Raw genomic sequence first — 20905 nt, forward strand, 5'->3', positions numbered from 1 at the left:
GCCCCCCGCGCCCTGAGCCCCCTTGGCTCCGACGTCGCTAAACCCCGACGTCGTCGAGATCGCGGTACACGTCGCGCAGCCACATCTTCACGCGCTGGCGGTCCATCAGGCCGAGCGCGATCGGACTCTCGCTGGCAGTGGCATGCCAGAAGCTGCTGCTGTTGATGTCGATCTTGCGGATCGCGCTGTCGTGCAGCTTCTTCACCGAGACGATCTTCGCGCCCAGGCCGAGCGCGCGGGCCTGCTCGCCCGACTGCTCGAGCGCCGTGAAGTCGCCGCCGCGCACCTGGTTGCGCACCAGCACGTACTTCAGGCTCGTGCCGAATCGGTCGAGCAGCTTGCGCAGCAGGTCGACGGAATCCTTGCCCGTGTCCATCACGTGCCAGTAGTGGATGGTGATGCCGGTCTCGTCGGCGAGGTTGAGCACGCCGGAGTCGTCCATCCAGCGCACCAGCGGCTCGTGCGTCTGGGCGGCGAGGTCCACGAGGATGCGCCGTTCGGGCTGCTCGACGGCGGCCTCCATGATGGCGTCCAGCGCCTCGTAGCGGTCGACCACCACCGGCGAGGCGTAGCCTGCGTAGAAGCGCATCAGCGCCCCATGCGAGCGGTCCGTGTCGAAGCCGAGGAAGGGCATCTGGTGGTCGATCAGGTATTGCGCCAGGACGCGCGCCAGCAGCGACTTGCCCACGCCGCCCTTCTCGCCACCGATGAAATGGATCTTCGCCATCCGCTCCGTCCTCCCACGTTCCTGATGCGCTGAAGCGGGCGATTCTGACCCGAATCCGCCGGGGCGCGCCAGCGGGGCTTCACGCGGCGGTCATCAGCTGTTCACGGCGCTGTCATCGGCGCTGCCGAGACTGCGTCGGTTTCTTCCAACCCAGCAGACGAGGACGACATGGACGACAAGGCCGCAACCCACCACGATGACGCCGATCTCAACGGCTCGGGCAATCCGACCTTCAATCACGTGCTCGATGCACGGCTGTCGCGTCGGGGCGTGCTGCGCGGAGGCATCGGCGGTGTGGCCGGCGCCGTGCTCGGTGGCCTGTCGCTGGGCGCCTGCGGCGGCGGCGACGCGCAGGACCTGGCCGTGGCCAGCGAGGACATGGCGGCGCTCGGCGCCGACAAGCAGGCCGAGCACTCGAGTCGCCGCGAAGGCCGCATCGCCAGCCTCGACTTCCAGGCCGTGCCGAAAGGCCTGGCCGACAAGGTGGTGGTGCCGGCCGGCTACACCGCGACGGTGGTGTACGCGCTGGGCGATCCGCTCGACGCGCAGACGCCCGAGTACCGCAACGACGGCACCGACACCCAGATGGAGCGCCGCGCCGGCGACCACCACGACGGCATGGAGTATTTCGGCCTCGACCCGCTGGGCCGGCAGCGTGATCGCCTCGGCTCGAGCCGCGGCCTCCTGGCGATCAATCACGAGGCCACCAGCCAGGGTGGCGGCGAGCGCAGCTCCGCCTTCATCCATGCCGATGGCGGCACCAACGCCCTGCCGCGACCGGCCGCCGAAGTGGACAAGGAAGTGGCGATCCACGGGCTGTCCGTCGTCGAGGTGCACTCACGGGGCGGCCGCTTCGAGTACGTGCGCAACTCGCGGTTCAATCGCCGCATCACGCCGCTGACGCCGGTGGAGATCTCCGGCCCGGTGCGCGGCCATGCCCTGCTGTCGACGAAGTACTCGCCTGCCGGCACCGCCACCCGCGGCACGCTGAACAACTGCGGCAGCGGCAAGACGCCCTGGGGCACCATGCTCAGCGGCGAGGAGAACTGGGCCGGTTACTTCACCCGCTCGGCCACCGACAATGCGGCGCGCGCCGTCTCCGGCGACGCGAAGAGCGTGACCTCGCTGAACCGCTACGGGCGAGGCCAGGGTGCCGGCAGCCGCCACGGCTGGGAGAGTGGCGGCAGCGACGACCGGTACGCACGCTGGGACATTGGCGTGAAGGGGGCCAGCGCCGCCGAGGACTACCGCAACGAGCTCAACGGCTTCGGCTGGATCGTCGAGGTCGACCCCTACGATCGGAAGGCCGCGACCAGGAAGCGCACCGCACTCGGCCGTTTCGCGCACGAGAGCGCGGCCTTCGGCAGGCTGGTCGAGGGCCGCCCCTTGGCCGTCTACATGGGCGACGACTCGCGCGGCGAGTACATCTACAAGTTCGTCTCCACCGCCACCTGGCGCAAGGGTGATGCCGACCGCCACGACCGCATCGCGGTGGGCGACAAGTACCTCGACCACGGCCGCCTCTACGTGGCGCGCTTCAACGACGACGGCAGCGGCGACTGGATCGAACTGGACATCGCCCACCCGGCGATCGCTGCGTACGCTGGCTACGCGTTCGCCGACCAGGCGGACGTGCTCGTCAATGCGCGTCTCGCCGCCGACGCGGTGGGTGCGACGAAGATGGATCGACCGGAGTGGTGCGCGGTGCACCCGGTGACGGGCGAGATCTACTACACGCTGACCAACAACAGCAACCGCAAGGTGGAGCCGAGCGGTTCGCAGCAGGGGGTCGATGCTGGCAATCCGCGTTCGTACAGCGATTCGTTCGGCGGCGGCGCGGCGGGCTCGCCAGGCAACGTCAACGGCCACATCATCCGCATGGCCGAGGCCGACGGCCGCGCCGAGGCGCCGCGCTTCCGGTGGGACGTGTACCTGTTCGGCGCGCAGGCCGATGCCGACCCGGGCAAGGTCAACCTGTCCGCGCTGACCGACGACCAGGACTTCTCCAGCCCCGACGGACTGTGGTTCAGCCCGACCACCGGCCTGGCCTGGATCCAGACCGACGACGGGGCCTACACCGACACGACCAACTGCATGATGCTCGCTGGCATCCCGGGCCAAGTGGGGGACGGCAGCGCGGTGCGCCTGAGCTACACGAAGGCCGACGGCACGACGCTGGACGTGGACACCTACGTCGGCAGGCAGCCGGCCGCCGACGCGCTGAAGCGCTTCCTCGTCGGCCCGGTGGATTGCGAGATCACCGGGGTCGCCGAGACGCCGGACGGCCGTGCGCTGTTCGTCAACATCCAGCACCCGGGCGAGTCGATCAGTGTGGCCCACATCGCCGACCCCTCGAAGTACCTCAGCCACTGGCCGGGCAATGCCGGCTACGGTGCGGGCGGGGCGACCGCGCGCCCGCGCTCGGCGACCATCGTCATCACCAAGGACGACGGCGGACGCGTCGGCCGCTGAGGTCCGGCCCGGCGGCGTGCCGGGAGTTCTGGCGTCGGGCTCGATCCGGCGCCAGAATCACGGCATGCAGCAGGCCGCCGTGATCGAGCAGGTGTTCGCCGCCCTCGTGGTGGCCGCGTGTGCGGTGCTGCTGCTGCGCCTGGTGATCGGGGCGCAGCGGCGCGCGAAGCTCGACCGCGCCTTCGTGCGCCTGTGGCGGGGGCTGCGCTCGGGCGCCGTTGCGCTGTGGCGCTGGCCCGGCAAGCGCCGCCAGGCGCGCCGGCTCGCCGAGGACGCCATCCGGCGCGCCAGTCAGGGAAAGCGGGAGGGCAACGTCTACACGCCCGAGCAGTTCAAGAAGCCGCCGCGCGACAAGATGCACTGATCCGCCGCAGCTTCATCCGCGGCCGACGAACGGCATGTTCGTCGCCATCACCGTCATGAACAGCACGTTGGCATCGAGCGGCAGGCCGGCCATGTGCACCACCGCATCGGCGACGTGCCTCACGTCCATGCGCGGCTCGACGCGGGTGGAACCGTCGGCCTGCAGCACGCCCTGCGCCATGCGTTCGGTCATCTCCGTGGCGGCATTGCCGATGTCGATCTGTCCGCAGGCGATGCCATGGCGTCGGCCGTCGAGCGCGGTGCTGCGCGTCAGCCCGCTGATGGCGTGCTTGGTGGCGGTGTAGGGCGCCGAGAACGGCCGCGGCGCATAGGCCGAGATCGAGCCGTTGTTGATGATGCGCCCGCCCTGGGGCGACTGGCTCTTCATCAGGCGGATCGCCTCCTGGGTGCACAGGAACGGCCCGGTCAGGTTGACGTCGACCACCGCCTTCCACTGCTCGTAGCTGAGGTCTTCCATCGGGATGGCCGGGGCACCCATGCCGGCGTTGTTGAAGAGCACGTCGAGGCGTCCGAACGCCGCCTGGGTCTTCGCGAACAACGCCTTCACCGAGGCCGGATCGCCGACGTCGGTGGGCACGGCGAGCAGCCGCTCCTTGTCGCGGGCCGCAGCAGCGATGGTCTCGTTCAGCGCGTCGGCCCGGCGGCCGGCGAGCACGACGTGGTAGCCGGCCCCGTGCAGGGCGAGGGCGCAGGCGCGGCCGATGCCGCTGCCGGCGCCGGTGACGAGGGCGACGCGAGGGGTGGTGCTCATGGTGTGCTTTCGTTGGGAGGAAGCGCCGGCGAGTCCTCGCGCTCGGCGAAGCAGTCGGCGAAGCTGAAGTACAGCGAGGTGTAGAAGACGGTGGACAGGATCAGCGAAGCTGGCATGGCCAGCAGCGCGACCAGCTGCGGCTGGCCGAGCAGCGCGGCGACGATGTTCGCGAAGGCGCCGAAGGTCAGCACCACCGCGGCCCAGCTCAGCCCGAAGACGAGGAAGGCACCCTTGTTGCGCCACACCGCCACGGTGCTGGAGAACAGCGACTGCGCCACGCCCTGCGTGCCCCAGTGAACCAGTGCCGGCGCATGCCAGAACGGGATGGACAGCAGCCCCGCGAGGCCGAAGCGCAGCAGCAGACCCAGCTCGAGCCGCGGGTCGGCGAGCCGCTCGCCCACGTCCGTCGGCGTGGCCTTGCCGTCGGCCAGCACCTGCATCAGCTGGTCGAGTGCGCCGCCGTCGGCCCATTCGGCCACCGTGATGATGAGCACGCTGGCGGCTGCGTAGATCAGGCCCAGCATCGCCATCGCGCGCAGCTTCGCGGGCCCCTGGCGAAGCGGTTCGACGAAGGCGCGGGGCAGGGGCAGCCTGCCTTGCTGCGCATCGCGCGTGGCGATCATGAAGCCCAGCGAGCCCAGCGGCAGCAGCGCAAGCAGCAGCAGCGAGCCGACCAGCGGCAGCAGCGTGAGCACGAAGATCACGAACAGGAAGGCGGCGAAGATGCCGCTGAAGGCCAGGGGCTGCTGCGTGAAGGCGCGGAAGCCCTTCTTCACCCAGGTGGCGCCGGTGGCGGCGGAAACGTACTGAAGCCTCATGGTCGCGTGTAGTGCCAGGGTGCGTCGATCCGCGCGCGCAGCACGCGCTCGAAATGCGTGGGGTCGTGCGGCTGCAGCAGGTGAGCGTCGCGCGGCAGGTGCAGGTCCCACAGACGCGAGATCCAGAAACGCAGCGCGGCGGCGCGCATCAGGGCGGGCAGGGCGCGCAGCTCGGCGCTGGTCAGCGGTCGCACCGCGTCGTAGGCACCGACGAAGGCCTGGGCGCGCTCCTCCGCCAGGCGGCCGCTCTCGACATCGATGCACCAGTCGTTCAGGCATACGCCGATGTCGAACAGCAGGGTGTCCACGCCGGCGAAGTAGAAGTCGAAGAAGCCAGTGAGGCGATCGCGTCCGTCGTCGCCCTCGTCGAACATGACGTTGTCGCGGAACAGGTCGGCATGGATCGCGGCGCGCGGCAGGCCCTGGAAGGCGGCGGAAGCGGCGAGCTGCTGCTGGAAGGCGAGTTCGTCCTGGAGCAGCGCGGCGCGTTCCGTGTCCACGAACGGGGCGATCACCGGCACCGTCTCGGCCCACCAGGCCAGTCCGCGCAGGTTCGGCTGCACGAGCGGAAAGTCGTGCGCCGCGAGGTGCATGCGCGCGAGCATGTCGCCGACCATCGCGCAATGCGCTGCGTCCGGCGCCAGATGATGCCGGCCGCGCAGCCGGTCGACCACCGCCGCGGGCTTGCCGCGCAGCGTGTGCAGGATCGCGCCCGACGCATCGCCGTGGGGTCGCGGCACCGGGATGCCGTGCTCGGCCAGGTGCTTCATCAGCTGCAGGTAGAAGGGCAGCTGCTCGTGGGTGAGCCGCTCGAAAAGCGTCAGCACGTAGCGACCGCGCGTCGTGTCGATGAAGTAGTTGGTGTTCTCGATGCCGCCGGCGATCGGCTGCATCGCCGTCAGCTTGCCGATGGCGAGCCGCGCAATCAGGTCGGCCGCCTCGTCGAACGAGACCTCGGTGTAGACCGCCATGAACCGGTCAGAAGCTCAGCACGTGCCAGACCCTCTTGCCCGCGGCGCCGCGGGTCGAGTCGACGCCCTCGGAGAGGTCGCGCGCGCCGTCGCCGACGAGGATCTGGTAGCCCTTCGTGGTGCCCACCTTGGGCTGCACGGTGATGCGCCGCGTGGCGCCACGCACGCGCAGTTCCTCGATGCGGCTGCCCTCGTCCTCGACGACGATCTGCTGCACGCTGGGTTCGGTGCTGGGCGGCGCTCCCGCCGGCGCATGCTCCTGGGCGCGGGCGAGGCCGGCGAGGGCCAGCAACGCCAGGGCGGCGAGGGCGTGCGAGGTGTTCATGGGACCCATTCTAGGCGGCCCCCATGCTCCACAATGCCGCCATGACGACCAAGACCCTGCTGCTGGTGGACGGCTCGAGCTACCTGTATCGCGCCTACCACGCGCTGCCCGATCTGCGCAGTGCCGACGGTTTTCCCACCGGGGCGATCCACGGCATGGTGGCGATGCTCAGGCGCGCGCTGCAGGACGTGCAGCCCGAGCACGCCGCCTGCGTGTTCGACGCCAAGGGCGACACCTTCCGCAACGCGTGGTATCCCGAGTACAAGGCGCAACGTGCGCCGATGCCGGAGGACCTGGTCAAGCAGATCGAGCCGATCCACGAGGTGGTGAAGCTGCTCGGCTGGCCGGTGCTGATGGTGCCCGGCATCGAGGCCGACGACGCGATCGGCACGCTGTCGCGGATCGCGGCGCAGACCGGCCACGAGGTGGTCATCTCCACCGGCGACAAGGACCTGGCCCAGCTCGTCGACGAGCACGTGACGCTGATCAACACGATGAGCAACGAGAAGCTCGACGTGGCCGGCGTGCTGGCCAAGTTCGGCGTGCCGCCCGAACGCATCGTCGACTACCTGGCGCTGACGGGCGACACGGTGGACAACGTGCCCGGCGTCGAGAAGGTGGGCCCGAAGACGGCGGCGAAGTGGCTCGCCGAGCACGGCTCCCTCGACGGCGTGATCGCCGCCGCAGCCTCGATCAAGGGCGTGGCCGGCGAGAACCTGCGCAAGGCGCTCGACTGGCTGCCCACCGGCCGCAAGCTGGTCACCGTGGTGACCGATTGCGACTTGAGCAAGGACGTGCCGGGCTTCCCGTCGCTGGATGCGCTGGCCCTCAGGCCGGTGGACCGCGACGGCCTGCTCGACTTCTACGGCCGCTACGGCTTCAAGACCTGGAAGCGTGACCTGGAGGCACAAGGCGACGCCGAACCTGCCGTCGCGGCCGGCGGTGCGGCGGCGGCCGATCCGACGCCTGCGGCTGCGAGCGCGGTGGCCAGGCAGTACGACACCGTGCTCACGCAGGCGGCGCTGGACGTCTGGCTGGAGCGCATCCGCCTCGCGCCGCTCACCGCGATCGACACCGAGACCGACTCGCTGGACGGCATGAAGGCGCAGATCGTCGGCATCTCGCTGTCGGTGAAGGTGGGCGAGGCGGCGTACATCCCGCTGCGGCATTCGTACGCCGGCGCGCCGGAGCAGCTCGATGTCGAGCGCGTGCTGGCCGCGCTCAGGCCCTGGCTGGAAGACGAGGGTGCGCCCAAGGTCGGCCAGAACATCAAGTACGACGCACATGTGTTCGCCAACGCCGGCATCACGGTGCGCGGCTACGCGCACGACACCATGCTGCAGAGCTACGTGCTCGAGGCGCACAAGCCGCACAGCCTGGAGAGCCTGGCGCTGCGCCACCTCGGCCGTTCCGGCCTGAGCTACGAGGACGTCTGCGGCAAGGGCGCGCACCAGATCCCGTTCGCGCAGGTCGACGTGGCGCGCGCCGCCGAATACTCGTGCGAGGACAGCGAGATGACGCTGCACGTGCACGAGACGCTGTGGCCGCAATTGCAGGCGCAGGGCGGGCTGCTGCACGTCTACGAGAAGATCGAGATGCCCAGCGTGGCCGTGCTCGGTCGCATCGAGCGCAATGGCGTGCTGATCGACGCCGCCGTGCTGGCGCGCCAGAGCCAGGAACTGGCCGAGCGCATGATGGCCCTCGAGCGGGAGGCGCACGAACTCGCCGGCCAGCCCTTCAACCTGGGCTCGCCGAAGCAGATCGGCGAGATCCTGTTCGGCAAGCTCGGCCTGCCGGTGAAGAAGAAGACCGCCAGCGGCGCGCCGTCGACCGACGAGGAAGTGCTCGCCGAGCTCGCCGCCGACTACCCGCTGCCGGCCAAGCTGCTGGAGCACCGCGGCCTGGCCAAGCTGAAGGGCACCTACACCGACAAGCTGCCGCTGATGGTCAACCCGGCCACCGGCCGCGTGCACACCAACTACGCGCAGGCGGTGGCGGTGACCGGCCGGCTGGCCAGCAACGACCCCAACTTGCAGAACATCCCGATCCGCACGCCCGAAGGCCGGCGCGTGCGCGAGGCGTTCGTCGCGCCGCCCGGCCACGTGATCCTGTCGGCCGACTACTCGCAGATCGAGCTGCGCATCATGGCGCACATCAGCGAGGACCCGGGCCTGCTGAAGGCCTTCTCCGAAGGCATGGACGTGCACCGTGCCACCGCCAGCGAGGTGTTCGGCATCCCGCCGGACCAGGTGACCAGCGAGCAGCGTCGCTACGCCAAGACGATCAACTTCGGCCTCATCTACGGCATGGGCGCCTTCGGCCTGGCACAGAGCCTGGGCATCGAGCGCAGCGCCGCCACCGCCTACATCGAGCGCTATTTCCAGCGCTTTGCCGGCGTGAAGCACTACATGGACGAGACGCGCGCCTCGGCCAAGGCCAAGGGCTATGTCGAGACGCTGTTCGGCCGGCGCGTCTATCTGCCCGACATCAACGGCGGCAGTGGCCCGCGCCGCAGCGGCGCCGAGCGACAGGCCATCAACGCGCCGATGCAGGGCACCGCGGCCGACCTGATCAAGCTGGCGATGATCGAGGTGCAGGCGCTGCTCGATCACGAACGTCGCGCCACCAGGATGATCATGCAGGTGCACGACGAGCTTGTCTTCGAGGTGCCGGACGGCGAGATCGCCTGGGCGCGCGAGGCCGTGCCGCGCGTGATGGCCGCCGTGGCGCCGCTGAAGGTGCCGTTGCTGGCCGAGGTAGGCGTCGGCCCCAACTGGGATCAGGCGCATTGAGCCGCGGCCGCTCGTGCGGTGGTGCCGCTTCTGTGCCGCGGCATGCCTGACGCCGCGCCGCCGGCGAGGCGGGGCGCTGTCACGAAGCCGTCGCAGAAGCTTCATAAACTGCCCGGGTGAACGATAGGGCACCCTCCTCAGCCGACCACGCGGCCGGCCAGGCCAGCCTGGCCGAATGGCCGCCTCTGCCGGCCTTGCTCAGCCGCGAGCGCGCCATCCTCGCCTTCAACCGCCGCGTGCTGGCGCAGGCGCAGCGCGCCGACGTGCCGCTGCTCGAGCGGCTGCGCTACATCTGCATCGTTTCGTCGAACCTGGATGAGTTCTTCGAAGTGCGCTTCGCCGACTTCCTGGAGGCGGCGCGGGACGGCGATGCCGGCGCCTCGCGGCGCGAGCTGCTGGCGGTGGCGGCCGAGGCGCACCAGCTGATCGACGACCAGTACGCGGTGTTCAACGACGAGCTGACGCCGCTGCTGCGTCGCGAAGGCATCGTCGTCCTCAACCACGCCGACCGCAATGCCGTGCAGCGCGAGTGGGTGGACCGCTTCTTCCAGAAGCAGGTGCGGCCGCTGCTCGTGCCGGTGGGGCTCGACCCGTCGCACCCGTTCCCGCAGGTGGCGAACAAGTCGCTCAACTTCATCGCTCGCCTCGGCGGCCGAGATGCGTTCGGGCGCGCCAACGGCATCGCCATCGTCAAGGTGCCGCGCGTGCTGCCGCGCGTGATCCGCCTGCCGGAGGAACTGGCGCCGGGGCTGCAGGCCTTCGTGCTGCTGACCAGCGTGATCCGCGCGCACCTGGGCGAGTTGTTCCCGGGCCGCGAGGTGGAGGCCTTCTCGCAGTTCCGCGTCACCCGCGATTCCGACCTCGAGGTCGACCACGACGACGTGAAGAACCTGCGGCAGGCGCTGCGCACCGGCCTGACGACGCGCCACTTCGGCCTGGCGGTCCGGCTCGAAGTCGTCAACTCCTGTCCCGACGAACTGTCGGAGTTCCTGCTGCAGCAGTTCGCATTGCCCGAGCAGGCGCTGTACAAGGTCAACGGGCCGGTCAACCTGGTGCGGCTGAACCAGCTGATCGACCAGGCCGAGGCACCGGCGCTGCGCTTCCCGCCCCACGAACCCGCCTGGCCGGAACGGCACCTGCCGCGCGATCGGTCGATCTTTGCGCGGCTGCGCGAAGGCGACGTGCTGCTGCACCATCCCTTCGAGTCCTTCGAGCCGGTGGTGCAGTTCCTGCGCGAGGCGGTGGCCGACCCCGAGGTGCTGGCGATCAAGCAGACCATCTACCGCACCGGCAGCGAATCGCCGCTCATGGAAGCGCTGATCGAGGCGGCGCGGCGCGGCAAGGAGGTGATGGTCGTCGTCGAGCTGACGGCGCGCTTCGACGAGGAGGCGAACATCAACTGGGCCGAGCGGCTCGAAGCCGTGGGTGCGCAGGTGGTCTACGGCATTGTCGGCCTGAAGACGCACGCCAAGCTGCTGCTGGTGACGCGCCGCGAGGGCGGCGCGCTGCGACGTTATGCGCACCTGTCGACCGGCAACTACAACCCGAAGACCGCGCGCCTGTACACCGACATCGGCTACCTGACCGCCGATGCCGAGCTGACGGCCGACGCCGACGCGGTGTTCCAGCAACTCGCCAGCCAGGGCCGGACGCGGCCGCTGCGTGCCCTGCTGCAGGCGCCGTTCACGCTGCACCGGCGCATGGGCCAGCTGATCGACCGCGTGGCCGAGGCGGCGCGAGCCGGCCGGCCCGCGCGCATCGTCGTCAAGATCAACGCGCTGACCGACGCGGTGCTGATCGAGAAGCTGATGCGGGCCTCGCAGGCCGGTGCCTCGATCGACCTGATCGTGCGCGGTGCCTGCATGCTGCCGCCGGGCGTGCCCGGTGCGACCGAGCGCATCCACGTCCGCTCGGTGGTCGGTCGCTTCCTGGAGCACAGCCGGGTGTTCTACTTCCGCTGGGGAGAAGGCAACGACGACGAAGTGATCTACCTGTCGAGTGCCGATTGGATGGCCCGCAACATGTTCCGCCGCATCGAGGTGGCCTGGCCGGTGCGCGATGCCTCGTTGCGCCAGCGGGTCATCGACGAATGCCTGGTGCCCTACCTGCACGATGCGCAGGACGCCTGGGAGCAGCGCCCGGACGGTCGCTACGAACGCGCCGGCAGCGCGGGGCCGAGCGCGCAGCAGGCGCTGGTGTGCCGATACGGCGGCTGAGGAGCGACGCGATGGACCTGATCCTCTGGCGCCATGCCGAAGCCGTCGAGCGCGAGGGCCTTGTCGACCTCGACCGCGCGCTGACCCCCAAGGGCGAGCGTCAGGCGCAACGCATGGCCGACTGGCTGAACCACCGCATCGCGCACTCGACGCGCGTGCTGGTCAGCCCGGCTCTGCGCTGCCAGCAGACGGCCAAGGCGCTCGGACGCAAGTTCAAGACCGTCGACGCGATCGCACCCGGCGCCAGCGCTCAGGCGCTGCTCGACGCGGTGCGCTGGCCCGGAGCGAGCGAACCGGTGCTGCTGGTCGGCCACCAGCCGACGCTGGGCGAAACGGCGGCGTTGCTGCTCGCCGGCCAGCCCCAGCCCTGGGCGATCAAGAAGGGTGCCGTGTGGTGGCTGCGCAGCCGCGACCGCGAAGGTTCGGCGCAGGTGATGCTGCACGCGGTGATGGGGCCGGACGGGCTCTGAGCTCAGCCGGACAGCGTCGCCAGCCAGTCCTTCAGCCGCGCGCCTGCCGCGGCGCCGAGCGCCGCCGCCGCGCCGTTGGCGTGAGAGATCACGCCGTCCTCGTAGGTGGAGCCTGCCTCGCCGATGCGCGCGCTGTCGTGCGACACGGTGCAGGCGGCGATGCCGTGCGACTGCAGCAGCGCGAGCGCGGCGATGCCGGCCTCGTCGCGCCCCACCCCGGCGTCGTTGAACACGGCCAGCCTCACCTTCGCCTGCAGCGCGAACCGGGCGGCGCTGATGCCGCCGTGGGAGCCGCTGATCACGAGCGCATCCTCGCCGCAGCCGATCGCCTCGGTGATGCTGTCGACGAGCAGCACGGCGGTGGGTGCGTCCACGCTCGGCTCAGTCGCGCAGCGACAGCTTCAGCACCCCGCCGCGCGCCCAGGCCTGCACCTCCTCCTGCAGCAGGAACAGCGTGCGCGGATGCGACGCTGCCCAGTCGGCGGAGAAGTCGACGCGCGCCTGCGTGCCGTTGCGCGCCAGCGCGAGCGCATCGCTGCGCACCTCGCCGCGTGCATGGCACTTGATGATCGCCAGCCGCAGGCACAGCACCTGCCAGGCGAAGGTCTCCTGCGTGAGTCCGGCCTCTACCTTGCGCAGCCCGCCGCGCTGGCCGAGCACCAGTTCGCCGACGCGGCGTTGCTGGCTCTGCGAGAAGCCTGGCGCGTCGACATGCGCGAGAAGATAGGCGCTGTGGCGATGGTGGTCGTGGTGCGAGACCATCATGCCCATCTCGTGCAGCGCGCAGGCCCACAGCAGCTCGCGCCTGGCCTCGCGCCCGGCGCGTGGCTGCACCTGGTCGTAGAGGGTCTCGGCGATGCACGACACCCGCTTCGCCTGCTGCACATCGACCATGAAGCGGCGTTGAAGCTCGCGCACGGTGGCGTCACGGATGTCGTGGCCGTCCTGCGGCATCGCCGTGGCGTACAGTCGTTCGTCGAGGTCGAAGATCACGCCCTGGCGCAGCGCGCCGCGTGCCGGCTGCAGTGCATCGATGCCGAAGTGCGCGGCCAGCGTGTAGAGGATGGCGATGCCGCCGGCGATGACGCTGCGACGGTCCTCCTTCAGCCCCGGCAGGTCGAGCCGGTCGGTGCGCCCGGCCTGCAGGCAACGCTCGATCAGCCAGCGCAGACCCTTGGGCGTGATGCGCCCGTCGGTGATGCCGCTGGCGGCGAGCAGCTGCGAGACCGCGCCCACCGTCCCCGAGGAACCCAGCGCCTCGCGCCAGTGCGCCGGCGCGAAGGGTTCCAGGGCCTCCTCGAGTTCGGCGCCGGCGGCCACCTGTGCGGCGCGGAAGGCCGCTTCGGTGAAGCGCCCCTCGCCGAAGTAGCGCATCGACAGGCTCACGCTGCCGACCTGGAACGATTCGGCGCGCAGCGACTTGCGGCCCTGGCCGATGATCATCTCGGTGGATCGCCCGCCGATGTCGACGACCAGGCGCGGCGCGTTCGAGGGCTGAAGCCGTGCCACGCCGGCGAAGATCAGGCGGGCCTCCTCGCGCCCCGAGATCACTTCGATCGGCCGGCCCAGCACGGTCTGCGCACGCGCCAGGAAGGCATCGCGGTTGCGCGCCTCGCGCAGCGTCTGCGTGGCCACGGCGCGGATCTGTTGCGGCGCGTAGCCCTTCAGGCGCTGCGCGAAGCGGGCCAGGCAGGCCAGGCCGCGCGTGGCGGCCTCCTCGGTGAGCAGTCCGTTGGCATCGAGCCCGGCGCCCAGGCGCACGGTCTCCTTCAGGTAGTCGACACGGCGATAGCGACCCTGGTGAATCTGGCCGATCTCCAACCGGAAGCTGTTCGAGCCCATGTCGATCGCCGCGAGCTGGCCGGGCCAGCGGGTGTCGAAGTCGGACGAACGGTGCGCGGGCTGCCTCATGCGGCCATTGTCGCGGGAATCCCTGCGCCCGCCAGGGACGTGCAGCCTTGGCCGGCCATTCCTAGAATCGGCCGCTTTGTCACCTGCGGAGGAACCTCATGCTGCAACAGGAACTCGACAGTCTGGTGCCGTCCCGCGAGCTCTCGCGCCGCGGCTTCGTGAAGACGACGGTGGGCAGCGGCTTCGCCGCCGCGGTGCTGCCGGTGACGGCGCAGACCATCAAGACCGGCAGCGACGGGCTGACCGTCGGCGAGGTCACGATCCCGGTGGGCGACTTCAAGATGCCGGCCTACCGCGCGCAGCCGGCGGGCAAGACCAAGCTGCCGGTGATCCTGGTGATCTCGGAGATCTTCGGCGTGCATGAGCACATCGCCGACGTCGCGCGGCGTTTCGCCAAGCTCGGCTACCTCGCCATCGCCCCTGAACTGTTCGTGCGCCAGGGCGATGCGCAGTCCTACGGCGAGATCGCCAAGCTGCTCGCCGAGGTGATCTCCAAGGCGCCGGATAAGCAGGTGATGGGCGACCTCGACGCGACGGTCGCTTGGGCCAGCGCGAACGGCGGCGACACCTCGAGGCTGGGTATCACGGGCTTCTGCTGGGGCGGCCGCACGACCTGGATGTATGCCGCGCACAACCCGGCGGTGAAAGCGGCGGTGGCCTGGTACGGGCCGGTGGCGCGCAGCTACTTTCCCGGCGACAAGACCGCGCTGGACGTGGCGTCGAACGTCAAGGCCGCGGTGCTGGCGCTGTACGGCGGCGCCGACAGCGGCATCCCGAACGAGACGGTCGAGCAGATGATGGCGGCGCTGAAGGCGGCGGGCAACACGAAGTCGGAACTGGTGATCTACCCGGACACGCCGCATGCCTTCCACGCGGACTACCGGCCCAGCTACCGCAAGGAGCAGGCCGAGGACGGCTGGAAGCGCGCCACGGCCTGGTTCAAGGCCCATGGCGTGGCATGAGCCGCCGCGCCTCGGCCTGAGCCTGCGGTTCAGCGAACGACCAGCACCGGCACGGTCGAGTGCGTCAGCACCTTTTGCGTCTCGCTGCCGAGCAGCAGCGCGGTGACGCCTCGGCGGCCGTGCGAGGCCATCACGACGAGGTCGCATTCCATGCGCTTGGCGTGATCGATGATGGCTTCCCAGGGGTGCAGGGCCTCGACGGTATGCGCCTGGCAGGCCACGCCCGCGGCCTTCGCCGCCTCGGTGACCTGCGAGACACGCTTGGTCGCGATGCGCTCCTGTGCGTCGAAGAATTCCTGCGGCGGCGTGGGTTGCATCTCCGAGATCGCGCTGTACGGGAAGGGCTCCTTCACGCTGATCGTGTACAGCTGCGCGCCCACCGACTTGGCGAGCGCGATGGCGGCGTCGACCGCCTTGCCGGTGATGTCGGAGCCGTCGGTCGGCACGAGGATGCGCTTGAACATGGTCTTCTCCTTCAGGGTTCTGTGCCGCCGCGGCGGCGCTGCGCAGGCAGTGTTCAACGACAGTGTCTACGCACCCTTGACGGGGGTCAACCGAGCGCGATGGGTCGCGACGGGTCGGCCGACCATTCGCTCCACGAGCCCGGGTAAAGGCTCGAGCCGGCCAGGCCGGCATGCTCCATGGCCAGCAGGTTGTGGCAGGCCGTCACGCCCGAGCCGCACAGGTGAACCGTATTCGCCGCGGCGTCGCGGCCGAGCAGTGCCTCGAACTCGGCGCGCAGTGTCTGACCCGGCTTGAATCGGCCGTTGCCCGCGAGGTTGTCCTTGAAGAACCGGTTGAGCGCACCGGGAATGTGGCCGGCCACCTTGTCCAGCGGCTCGACCTCGCCGCGGAAGCGTTCGCCGTTGCGGGCGTCGACGAGGCGCGTGCGGCCGAGCGCCGCGAGCAGCTCGTCGCTGCCGGTGACGCCGGCCAGTGGCGCTCGGTCGGGGTAGGGCGTCGTCGAGCGCGGCGTCGGCACCTCGGCATCCACCGCGCCGCCGGCCGCGCGCCAGGCGTCGAAGCCGCCGTCGAGCACGGCCACCGCCTCGTGCCCCATCCAGCGCAGCATCCACCACAGCCGTGACGCATAGGGCCCGCCCTGGCGGTCGAGCGCGACCACCTGCGTGCCCGGCGCGATGCCCAGCCGACCCAGCGTGGCCGCGAAGGCCGCACGCTCGGGCAGCGGGTGGCGGCCGTTGCGGCCCGTCTTCTCGCCGGAGAGGTCGCGGTCGAGGTGAAGGTAGAACGAGCCGGCCACGTGCACCGCGCTCCAGGCGTACTCGCCGTCGTCCGTGTCGGCGAGGTCGAAGCTGCAGTCGACGATCACCGGCGCGGCTCCGGCCGCCAGCAATGCGCGCAGTTCGTCGACGCTGATCAGGGTGGTGAAGGGGCGGCTCATCGGTTCAACTCTCCAGGGTCGATTGGCGGGCGTCGGCGGGCGCGGCCTGGCTGCGCAGCAGCGAGGCGCCCAGCCCGGCGGCGACGATCAGCACCATGCCGGCGACCGCCATCCAGGTGATGCGCTCGCCGAACAGCAGCACGCCGTAGACGAATGCGAAGGCGATGCCCAGGTACTGCAGGCTGGCGTTGACCAGTGTTCGGCCGGTGCCGTAGGCACGTGTCATCAGCAGCTGGGCGACGCTCGCCAGCAGCCCGACGGCGAGCAGCAGCGCCGGCCCTTCCAGCGTGCGGTGCGTGCTCATGCCGGTCCACAGCATGGTCAGTGCGCCGACGGCGATTCCGCCGGCGGAGAAGTAGAAGACGATGCGGTACTCCGGCTCGCCCACGCGGCCGAGCGCAGTCACCTGCAGGTAAGCGGTGGCCGAGACCATGCCCGAGAGCAGCCCGATGACGCCATGCCAGAGCTGGTCCTGCTCGATGGTGGGGCGCAGGATCAGCGCGACACCGGCGAAGCCGGCGAGGATGGCGGCGATCAGGCGGCCGTCGACGCGCTGGCCGCCGAGCATGATCGCGCCGCCGACGAGGAACAACGCCATCCACACCGACGACATGTAGTTCAGCGTCATGGCCGTGGCCAGCGGCAGGTTGCCGATGGCGTAGAACCACAGGCACAGCGCCGTCACGCCGGAGATGCTGCGCCAGAAGTGCATCGCCGGCACGGCGGTGCGCAGCGAGCCGCGCTGCCAGCGCGCGAAGCCGGTCATCAGCAGGGCACCGACCAGGCCGCGGTAGAACACGATCTCGCCGGTCGTGTAGTGGGCAGAGGCAAGCTTGACACAGACGCCCATCGTCGCGAACAGCAGCGACGCGAGCACCATCAACCAGGGGGCGGACATGCGGGCATTGTGCCCGCAGGTCCTGCATGCCGAGGCGCGTCGCTCAGTCCTCGAGGCGGCCGCCCATCACCCGGCGGTACCACTCGTGGAAGTGCTGCATGCCGTCTTCCATCGGGCTCTGGTACGGGCCGACCTCGTCGTCGCCCCGCTCCAGCAGAGCGCGCCGGCCGGCGTCCATGCGCAGCGCGATCTCGTCGTCCTCGTTGCAGGTCTCCCAGTAGGCGGCCTGCTCCGCCTCGACGAACTCGCGCTCGAAGGCGGCGATCTCCTCGGGATAGAAGAACTCGACCATGTTGAGCGTCTTCTGCGGGCCCCTGGGAAAGAGCGTGGAGATCACCAGCACGTGCGGGTACCACTCGACCATCGTCGTCGGGTAGTAGGTCAGCCAGATCGCGCCGTGCTTGGGTGGCTGGCCGTTGCGGTAGGCGAGCACCGCGTCGTGCCACTTGCGGTAGGTGGCCGAACCGGCCTTGGCCAGCGCGTTGTTCGCGCCGACGGTCTGCACCGAGTGGTGCGCGCCGAACTCCCAGCGCAGGTCCTCGCAGGTGACGAAGCCGCCGAGTCCGGGGTGGAAGGGCGCGACGTGGTAGTCCTCCAGGTAGACCTCGATGAAGGTCTTCCAGTTGTAGTCGCACTCGTGCAGGTGCACGCTGTCGAACACGTAGCCGGAGAAGTCGAGGTCGGCCTTGCAGCCGAGCCGCGCCAGGTCGGCGCCGACGTCGCGACCGCCGGCCCCGAACAGCAGGCCGTTCCAGTTCTGCACCGGGTAGTTGCGCAGGTTCAGGCAGGGGTCGTCGGCGAAGTGGGGTGCGCCGAGCAGCTTGCCGTGCGTGTCGTAGGTCCAGCGGTGCAACGGGCAGACGATGTTGCTGCCGGTGTGGCCGCGGCCGCGCAGCATCACCGCCTGTCGATGGCGGCAGACGTTCGAGACCAGCTCGACGCCCTGCGCCGTGCGGATCAGCGCGCGGCCTTCGGACTCCTGCGGCAGGGCGTGGTAGTCGCCGACCTCGGGCACCGACAGCTCGTGCCCGAGGTAGCGCGGACCGGACTCGAAGATCAGCTCCATCTCGCGCCGAAAGAGCTCGGCGTCGAAGTAGGTTGAGACGGAGAGTTGCGAGCGGCTGCGCTGCAGCGCCTCGAGAGGGACGCTCAGGTCGGACATGATCCCCAGGATCTCCAAAAACCAATGTCAAACCGCCACCCCGGCGCGCCGGGCGTGGGACTTCAGTCATCCGCCAACGCAGGCGGGCCGCGGATTGTACCCAGGGGGGTGGGTGCGGGGGGAAAGCCGCACTGGGGAAGTGCCCCATCCGGACCGTCGGCGGACCATGCGACGGCCCGCAGCGCCCGGCGGTGGCGCCTGACTACAATCCGACCTTCGGATTGCGCATGGCAAAACACAGCACCCCCTCACCCACGGCGAGCCTGCCCGCCAGCTACGAAGACGCCCTGCGCGAGCTCGAACGACTGGTCGCGGGCATGGAAGGCGGCCAGTTGCCGCTCGACCAGATGATCGACAGCTACCGCCGCGGCGCCGAGTTGCTGGCGTTCTGCCGCGGCCGGCTCGAGGCGGTCGAGTCGCAGGTCAAGCTGCTCGAGGAAGGGCAGCTCAAGCCCTGGATCTCCGGATGAAGCGGGAGCATTTCGATGCCTGGGCGGCGGCCGAGCTCGACGCCGTCGAGTCGGCACTGTCCGTCTGGGTGCCCACCGACGCTCCCGCCGGCCTGGGCGAGGCAATGCGCTACGGCGTGCTCGACGGCGGCAAGCGGCTGCGTCCGCTGCTGGTGCTCGCCGCTGCGCAGGCCGTGGACGGCGAACGCGAGGCGGCCTTGCGCGCCGCCTGCGCGGTCGAGCTCATCCATGCCTACTCGCTGGTGCACGACGACATGCCCTGCATGGACAACGACGTCCTGCGCCGCGGCAAGCCGACGGTGCACGTGAAGTACGGCGAGGCCCAGGCCATGCTGGCCGGTGACGCCATGCAGGCACTGGCCTTCGAGGTGCTGACGCCCTGCGCCGGCGACAAGTCGGCGTTGCCTGGCTCCGGTGGGGTCGCCCCGGCGCTGCAAGCACGCCTGTGTGCCTTGCTGGCGCGCGCCGCCGGCCATGCCGGCATGGCCGGCGGGCAGGCCATCGACCTGGCGAGCATCGGCAAGGCGCTGGACGAACACGCCCTGCGCGACATGCACCGCCGCAAGACCGGTGCGCTGCTGAAGACCAGCGTGCTGATGGGGGCGGCCTGCGGGCCGGTGGGCCGCGAGACCTGGAACGCGCTTGCCGCCTACGGGGAAGCGCTCGGCCTGGCCTTCCAGGTGGTCGACGACATCCTCGACGTGACCCAGGCCTCCGAAACGCTGGGCAAGACGGCGGGCAAGGACCTCGACAACAACAAGCCGACCTACGTGAGCGTGCTCGGCCTCGACGCGGCTCGGGCGCATGCGCTCGAACTGCGCGCACAGGCGCAGGCCGCGCTGGCGCGCAGCGCTCTGGCCGACACCAGCGCGCTGGCGCTGCTGGCCGACAAGGTGGTCGAACGGGACAATTGACGATGAAGTACCAGCTGCTGCCCCACATCAACAGCCCGGCCGACGTGCGCAGGTTGTCCCGCCTCGAGCTCAAGCAGTTGTCCACCGAACTGCGCGACTTCGTGCTGACGAGCATCTCGCAAACCGGCGGCCACCTGTCGTCCAACCTGGGCACGGTGGAGCTGACGATCGCGCTGCACCACGTGTTCGACACGCCGCACGACCGGCTGGTGTGGGACGTGGGCCACCAGACCTACCCGCACAAGGTGCTCACCGGCCGGCGCGACCGCATGAATACGCTGCGCCAGCTCGGCGGCATCTCCGGCTTCCCGCGCCGCGACGAGAGCGAGTACGACACCTTCGGTACCGCGCACTCCTCGACGTCGATCTCCGCGGCGCTGGGCATGGCCATCGCCGCGCACCTGAAGGGCGAGCAGCGCCACGCCGTGGCCATCATCGGCGACGGCGCAATGACCGCCGGCATGGCCTTCGAGGCGCTGAACAACGCCGGCATGCCGCACATGGGCCATGTCTCCAACCTGCTGGTGGTGCTCAACGACAACGACATGTCGATCAGCCCGCCGGTGGGCGCGCTGAACAAGTACCTGGCGCGGCTGATGAGCGGGCACTTCTATGCCGCCGCGCGCGAAGGGGTCAAGGGCGTGCTGAAGAACGCGCCGCCGCTGTTCGAGCTGGCGAGGCGCTTCGAGGAGCACGCCAAGGGCATGGTGGTGCCCGGCACGATCTTTGAGGAGTTCGGCTTCAACTACGTCGGCCCGATCGACGGCCACGACCTCGACGCGCTGATCCCGACGCTGGAGAATCTGCGCGACAAGCCCGGCGCGCAGTTCCTGCACGTGGTCACCAAGAAGGGCTACGGCTACAAGCTGGCCGAGGCCGACCCCGTCAAGTACCACGCCGCTTCGGGCAGGTTCGACCCGGCGGAGGGCTTTCCGAAGACAGCGCCGGGCAAGCCGACCTTCACGCAGGTGTTCGGCCAGTGGCTGTGCGACATGGCCGAGAAGGATCCGCGCCTGGTCGGCATCACGCCGGCGATGCGCGAGGGCTCGGGCATGGTCGAGTTCCACAAGCGCTTCCCCGAGCGCTACTTCGACGTCGGCATCGCCGAGCAGCACGCGGTGACCTTCGCGGCCGGCATCGCCTGCGAGGGCCTCAAGCCGGTGGTGGCGATCTACTCGACCTTCCTGCAGCGCGCCTACGACCAGCTCATCCACGACGTGGCGCTGCAGAACCTGCCGGTGGTGTTCGCGCTCGACCGCG

At 70.0% G+C, this 20905-nt stretch carries 20 protein-coding genes; 9 read left to right on the top strand and 11 right to left on the bottom strand.

Features of this window, described 5'->3' with window-relative positions; translation table 11 throughout:
- Positions 1-37 precede the first annotated feature (37 nt).
- Entirely contained in the window at positions 38-727 is a 690-nt protein-coding gene (locus Q0599_RS02700; RefSeq protein WP_298825266.1) for a mobilization protein, read from the bottom strand.
- 168 nt (positions 728-895) lie between these two features.
- Between Q0599_RS02700 and Q0599_RS02705 the strand changes: the two genes are divergently transcribed.
- Together Q0599_RS02705 and Q0599_RS02710 are read left to right on the top strand one after the other, a co-directional pair.
- Positions 896-3199, top strand: coding sequence for a PhoX family phosphatase (locus Q0599_RS02705; RefSeq protein ID WP_298825269.1), 2304 nt, complete (start codon positions 896-898; stop codon positions 3197-3199).
- A gap of 64 nt (positions 3200-3263) precedes the next feature.
- A complete protein-coding gene (locus Q0599_RS02710; protein WP_298825272.1) occupies positions 3264-3563 on the top strand; it encodes a hypothetical protein in 300 nt (99 codons plus the stop codon).
- 12 nt (positions 3564-3575) lie between these two features.
- On the opposite strand, the gene Q0599_RS02715 is transcribed toward Q0599_RS02710, so the two are convergent.
- Genes Q0599_RS02715 through Q0599_RS02730 form a run of 4 tightly spaced genes read right to left on the bottom strand, consistent with a single transcriptional unit; the run spans position 3576 to position 6448 of the window.
- On the bottom strand, positions 3576-4334 hold the full coding sequence (locus tag Q0599_RS02715) for an SDR family oxidoreductase (protein WP_298825277.1): 759 nt from the start codon (positions 4332-4334) through the stop codon (positions 3576-3578).
- The gene (locus Q0599_RS02720) at positions 4331-5152 is read right to left on the bottom strand and encodes a BPSS1780 family membrane protein (RefSeq protein WP_298825280.1); all 822 of its coding nucleotides are present in this window, start codon (positions 5150-5152) and stop codon (positions 4331-4333) included. The genes Q0599_RS02715 and Q0599_RS02720 overlap by 4 nt, the downstream gene beginning before the upstream one ends.
- Positions 5149-6123, bottom strand: a complete 975-nt coding sequence (locus tag Q0599_RS02725; RefSeq protein ID WP_298825283.1) for a homoserine kinase — start codon at positions 6121-6123, stop codon at positions 5149-5151. Before Q0599_RS02725 ends, Q0599_RS02720 begins: the two co-directional genes overlap by 4 nt.
- A 7-nt stretch (positions 6124-6130) precedes the next feature.
- Positions 6131-6448: a hypothetical protein gene (locus Q0599_RS02730; protein ID WP_298825286.1), complete on the bottom strand. Its 318-nt coding sequence runs from the start codon at positions 6446-6448 to the stop codon at positions 6131-6133.
- A gap of 41 nt (positions 6449-6489) precedes the next feature.
- Here Q0599_RS02730 and polA point away from each other — a divergent pair, with 41 nt between their 5' ends.
- From polA to sixA, 3 genes are all read left to right on the top strand, one after another.
- Positions 6490-9240: a DNA polymerase I gene (gene polA, locus Q0599_RS02735; protein WP_298825289.1), complete on the top strand. Its 2751-nt coding sequence runs from the start codon at positions 6490-6492 to the stop codon at positions 9238-9240.
- Between the two features lie 167 nt (positions 9241-9407).
- Positions 9408-11456 (top strand): polyphosphate kinase 1, encoded by a 2049-nt coding sequence (gene ppk1, locus Q0599_RS02740; RefSeq protein WP_298825324.1) that lies wholly within the window; start codon positions 9408-9410, stop codon positions 11454-11456.
- Between the two features lie 11 nt (positions 11457-11467).
- Positions 11468-11926: a phosphohistidine phosphatase SixA gene (sixA, locus tag Q0599_RS02745; RefSeq protein ID WP_298825292.1), complete on the top strand. Its 459-nt coding sequence runs from the start codon at positions 11468-11470 to the stop codon at positions 11924-11926.
- 2 nt (positions 11927-11928) lie between these two features.
- On the opposite strand, the gene Q0599_RS02750 is transcribed toward sixA, so the two are convergent.
- Both Q0599_RS02750 and ppx read right to left on the bottom strand, forming a co-directional pair.
- A complete protein-coding gene (locus tag Q0599_RS02750) occupies positions 11929-12300 on the bottom strand; it encodes a hypothetical protein (RefSeq protein WP_298825295.1) in 372 nt (123 codons plus the stop codon).
- Positions 12301-12307: 7 nt separating this feature from the next.
- A complete protein-coding gene (gene ppx, locus Q0599_RS02755; RefSeq protein WP_298825298.1) occupies positions 12308-13837 on the bottom strand; it encodes an exopolyphosphatase in 1530 nt (509 codons plus the stop codon).
- Positions 13838-13935: 98 nt separating this feature from the next.
- Between ppx and Q0599_RS02760 the strand changes: the two genes are divergently transcribed.
- Positions 13936-14799 carry a dienelactone hydrolase family protein gene (locus Q0599_RS02760; RefSeq protein WP_298825301.1) on the top strand — a complete coding sequence of 288 codons (864 nt, stop codon included), beginning with the start codon at positions 13936-13938 and terminating at the stop codon, positions 14797-14799.
- Between the two features lie 29 nt (positions 14800-14828).
- Here the strand turns inward: Q0599_RS02760 and Q0599_RS02765 are convergent, their stop codons facing one another.
- The 4 genes from Q0599_RS02765 to Q0599_RS02780 form a co-directional block, all read right to left on the bottom strand.
- On the bottom strand, positions 14829-15263 hold the full coding sequence (locus Q0599_RS02765; protein WP_298825304.1) for a universal stress protein: 435 nt from the start codon (positions 15261-15263) through the stop codon (positions 14829-14831).
- Positions 15264-15349: 86 nt separating this feature from the next.
- Positions 15350-16201: a sulfurtransferase gene (locus Q0599_RS02770; protein WP_298825307.1), complete on the bottom strand. Its 852-nt coding sequence runs from the start codon at positions 16199-16201 to the stop codon at positions 15350-15352.
- Positions 16202-16205: 4 nt separating this feature from the next.
- Positions 16206-17099, bottom strand: coding sequence for a DMT family transporter (locus Q0599_RS02775; RefSeq protein ID WP_298825310.1), 894 nt, complete (start codon positions 17097-17099; stop codon positions 16206-16208).
- A gap of 43 nt (positions 17100-17142) precedes the next feature.
- Positions 17143-18261, bottom strand: coding sequence for an aromatic ring-hydroxylating dioxygenase subunit alpha (locus Q0599_RS02780; protein ID WP_298825313.1), 1119 nt, complete (start codon positions 18259-18261; stop codon positions 17143-17145).
- 227 nt (positions 18262-18488) lie between these two features.
- Between Q0599_RS02780 and xseB the strand changes: the two genes are divergently transcribed.
- The 3 genes from xseB to dxs all read left to right on the top strand — a co-directional run.
- Positions 18489-18731 (top strand): exodeoxyribonuclease VII small subunit, encoded by a 243-nt coding sequence (xseB, locus tag Q0599_RS02785; RefSeq protein ID WP_298825315.1) that lies wholly within the window; start codon positions 18489-18491, stop codon positions 18729-18731.
- Complete coding sequence (locus Q0599_RS02790) at positions 18728-19645, top strand: polyprenyl synthetase family protein (protein WP_298825318.1); 918 nt, start codon at positions 18728-18730, stop codon at positions 19643-19645. The genes xseB and Q0599_RS02790 overlap by 4 nt, the downstream gene beginning before the upstream one ends.
- 2 nt (positions 19646-19647) lie before the next feature.
- Positions 19648-20905: 1-deoxy-D-xylulose-5-phosphate synthase (dxs, locus tag Q0599_RS02795; RefSeq protein WP_298825321.1), on the top strand; the 1258-nt coding region annotated here is incomplete at its 3' end.

The organism is uncultured Piscinibacter sp. (assembly GCF_937952055.1).
GTDB lineage: Bacteria > Pseudomonadota > Gammaproteobacteria > Burkholderiales > Burkholderiaceae_C > Piscinibacter.

Bases quoted from the DNA above. Each gene is read 5' to 3' on its own strand.
- Q0599_RS02700 (WP_298825266.1), bottom strand. From the start codon at position 727: ATGGCGAAGATCCATTTCATCGGTGGCGAGAAGGGCGGCGTGGGCAAG.
- Q0599_RS02705 (WP_298825269.1), top strand. From the start codon at position 896: ATGGACGACAAGGCCGCAACCCACCACGATGACGCCGATCTCAACGGC.
- Q0599_RS02710 (WP_298825272.1), top strand. From the start codon at position 3,264: ATGCAGCAGGCCGCCGTGATCGAGCAGGTGTTCGCCGCCCTCGTGGTG.
- Q0599_RS02715 (WP_298825277.1), bottom strand. From the start codon at position 4,334: ATGAGCACCACCCCTCGCGTCGCCCTCGTCACCGGCGCCGGCAGCGGC.
- Q0599_RS02720 (WP_298825280.1), bottom strand. From the start codon at position 5,152: ATGAGGCTTCAGTACGTTTCCGCCGCCACCGGCGCCACCTGGGTGAAG.
- Q0599_RS02725 (WP_298825283.1), bottom strand. From the start codon at position 6,123: ATGGCGGTCTACACCGAGGTCTCGTTCGACGAGGCGGCCGACCTGATT.
- Q0599_RS02730 (WP_298825286.1), bottom strand. From the start codon at position 6,448: ATGAACACCTCGCACGCCCTCGCCGCCCTGGCGTTGCTGGCCCTCGCC.
- polA (WP_298825289.1), top strand. From the start codon at position 6,490: ATGACGACCAAGACCCTGCTGCTGGTGGACGGCTCGAGCTACCTGTAT.
- sixA (WP_298825292.1), top strand. From the start codon at position 11,468: ATGGACCTGATCCTCTGGCGCCATGCCGAAGCCGTCGAGCGCGAGGGC.
- ppx (WP_298825298.1), bottom strand. From the start codon at position 13,837: ATGAGGCAGCCCGCGCACCGTTCGTCCGACTTCGACACCCGCTGGCCC.
- Q0599_RS02760 (WP_298825301.1), top strand. From the start codon at position 13,936: ATGCTGCAACAGGAACTCGACAGTCTGGTGCCGTCCCGCGAGCTCTCG.
- Q0599_RS02765 (WP_298825304.1), bottom strand. From the start codon at position 15,263: ATGTTCAAGCGCATCCTCGTGCCGACCGACGGCTCCGACATCACCGGC.
- Q0599_RS02770 (WP_298825307.1), bottom strand. From the start codon at position 16,201: ATGAGCCGCCCCTTCACCACCCTGATCAGCGTCGACGAACTGCGCGCA.
- Q0599_RS02775 (WP_298825310.1), bottom strand. From the start codon at position 17,099: ATGTCCGCCCCCTGGTTGATGGTGCTCGCGTCGCTGCTGTTCGCGACG.
- Q0599_RS02780 (WP_298825313.1), bottom strand. From the start codon at position 18,261: ATGTCCGACCTGAGCGTCCCTCTCGAGGCGCTGCAGCGCAGCCGCTCG.
- xseB (WP_298825315.1), top strand. From the start codon at position 18,489: ATGGCAAAACACAGCACCCCCTCACCCACGGCGAGCCTGCCCGCCAGC.
- Q0599_RS02790 (WP_298825318.1), top strand. From the start codon at position 18,728: ATGAAGCGGGAGCATTTCGATGCCTGGGCGGCGGCCGAGCTCGACGCC.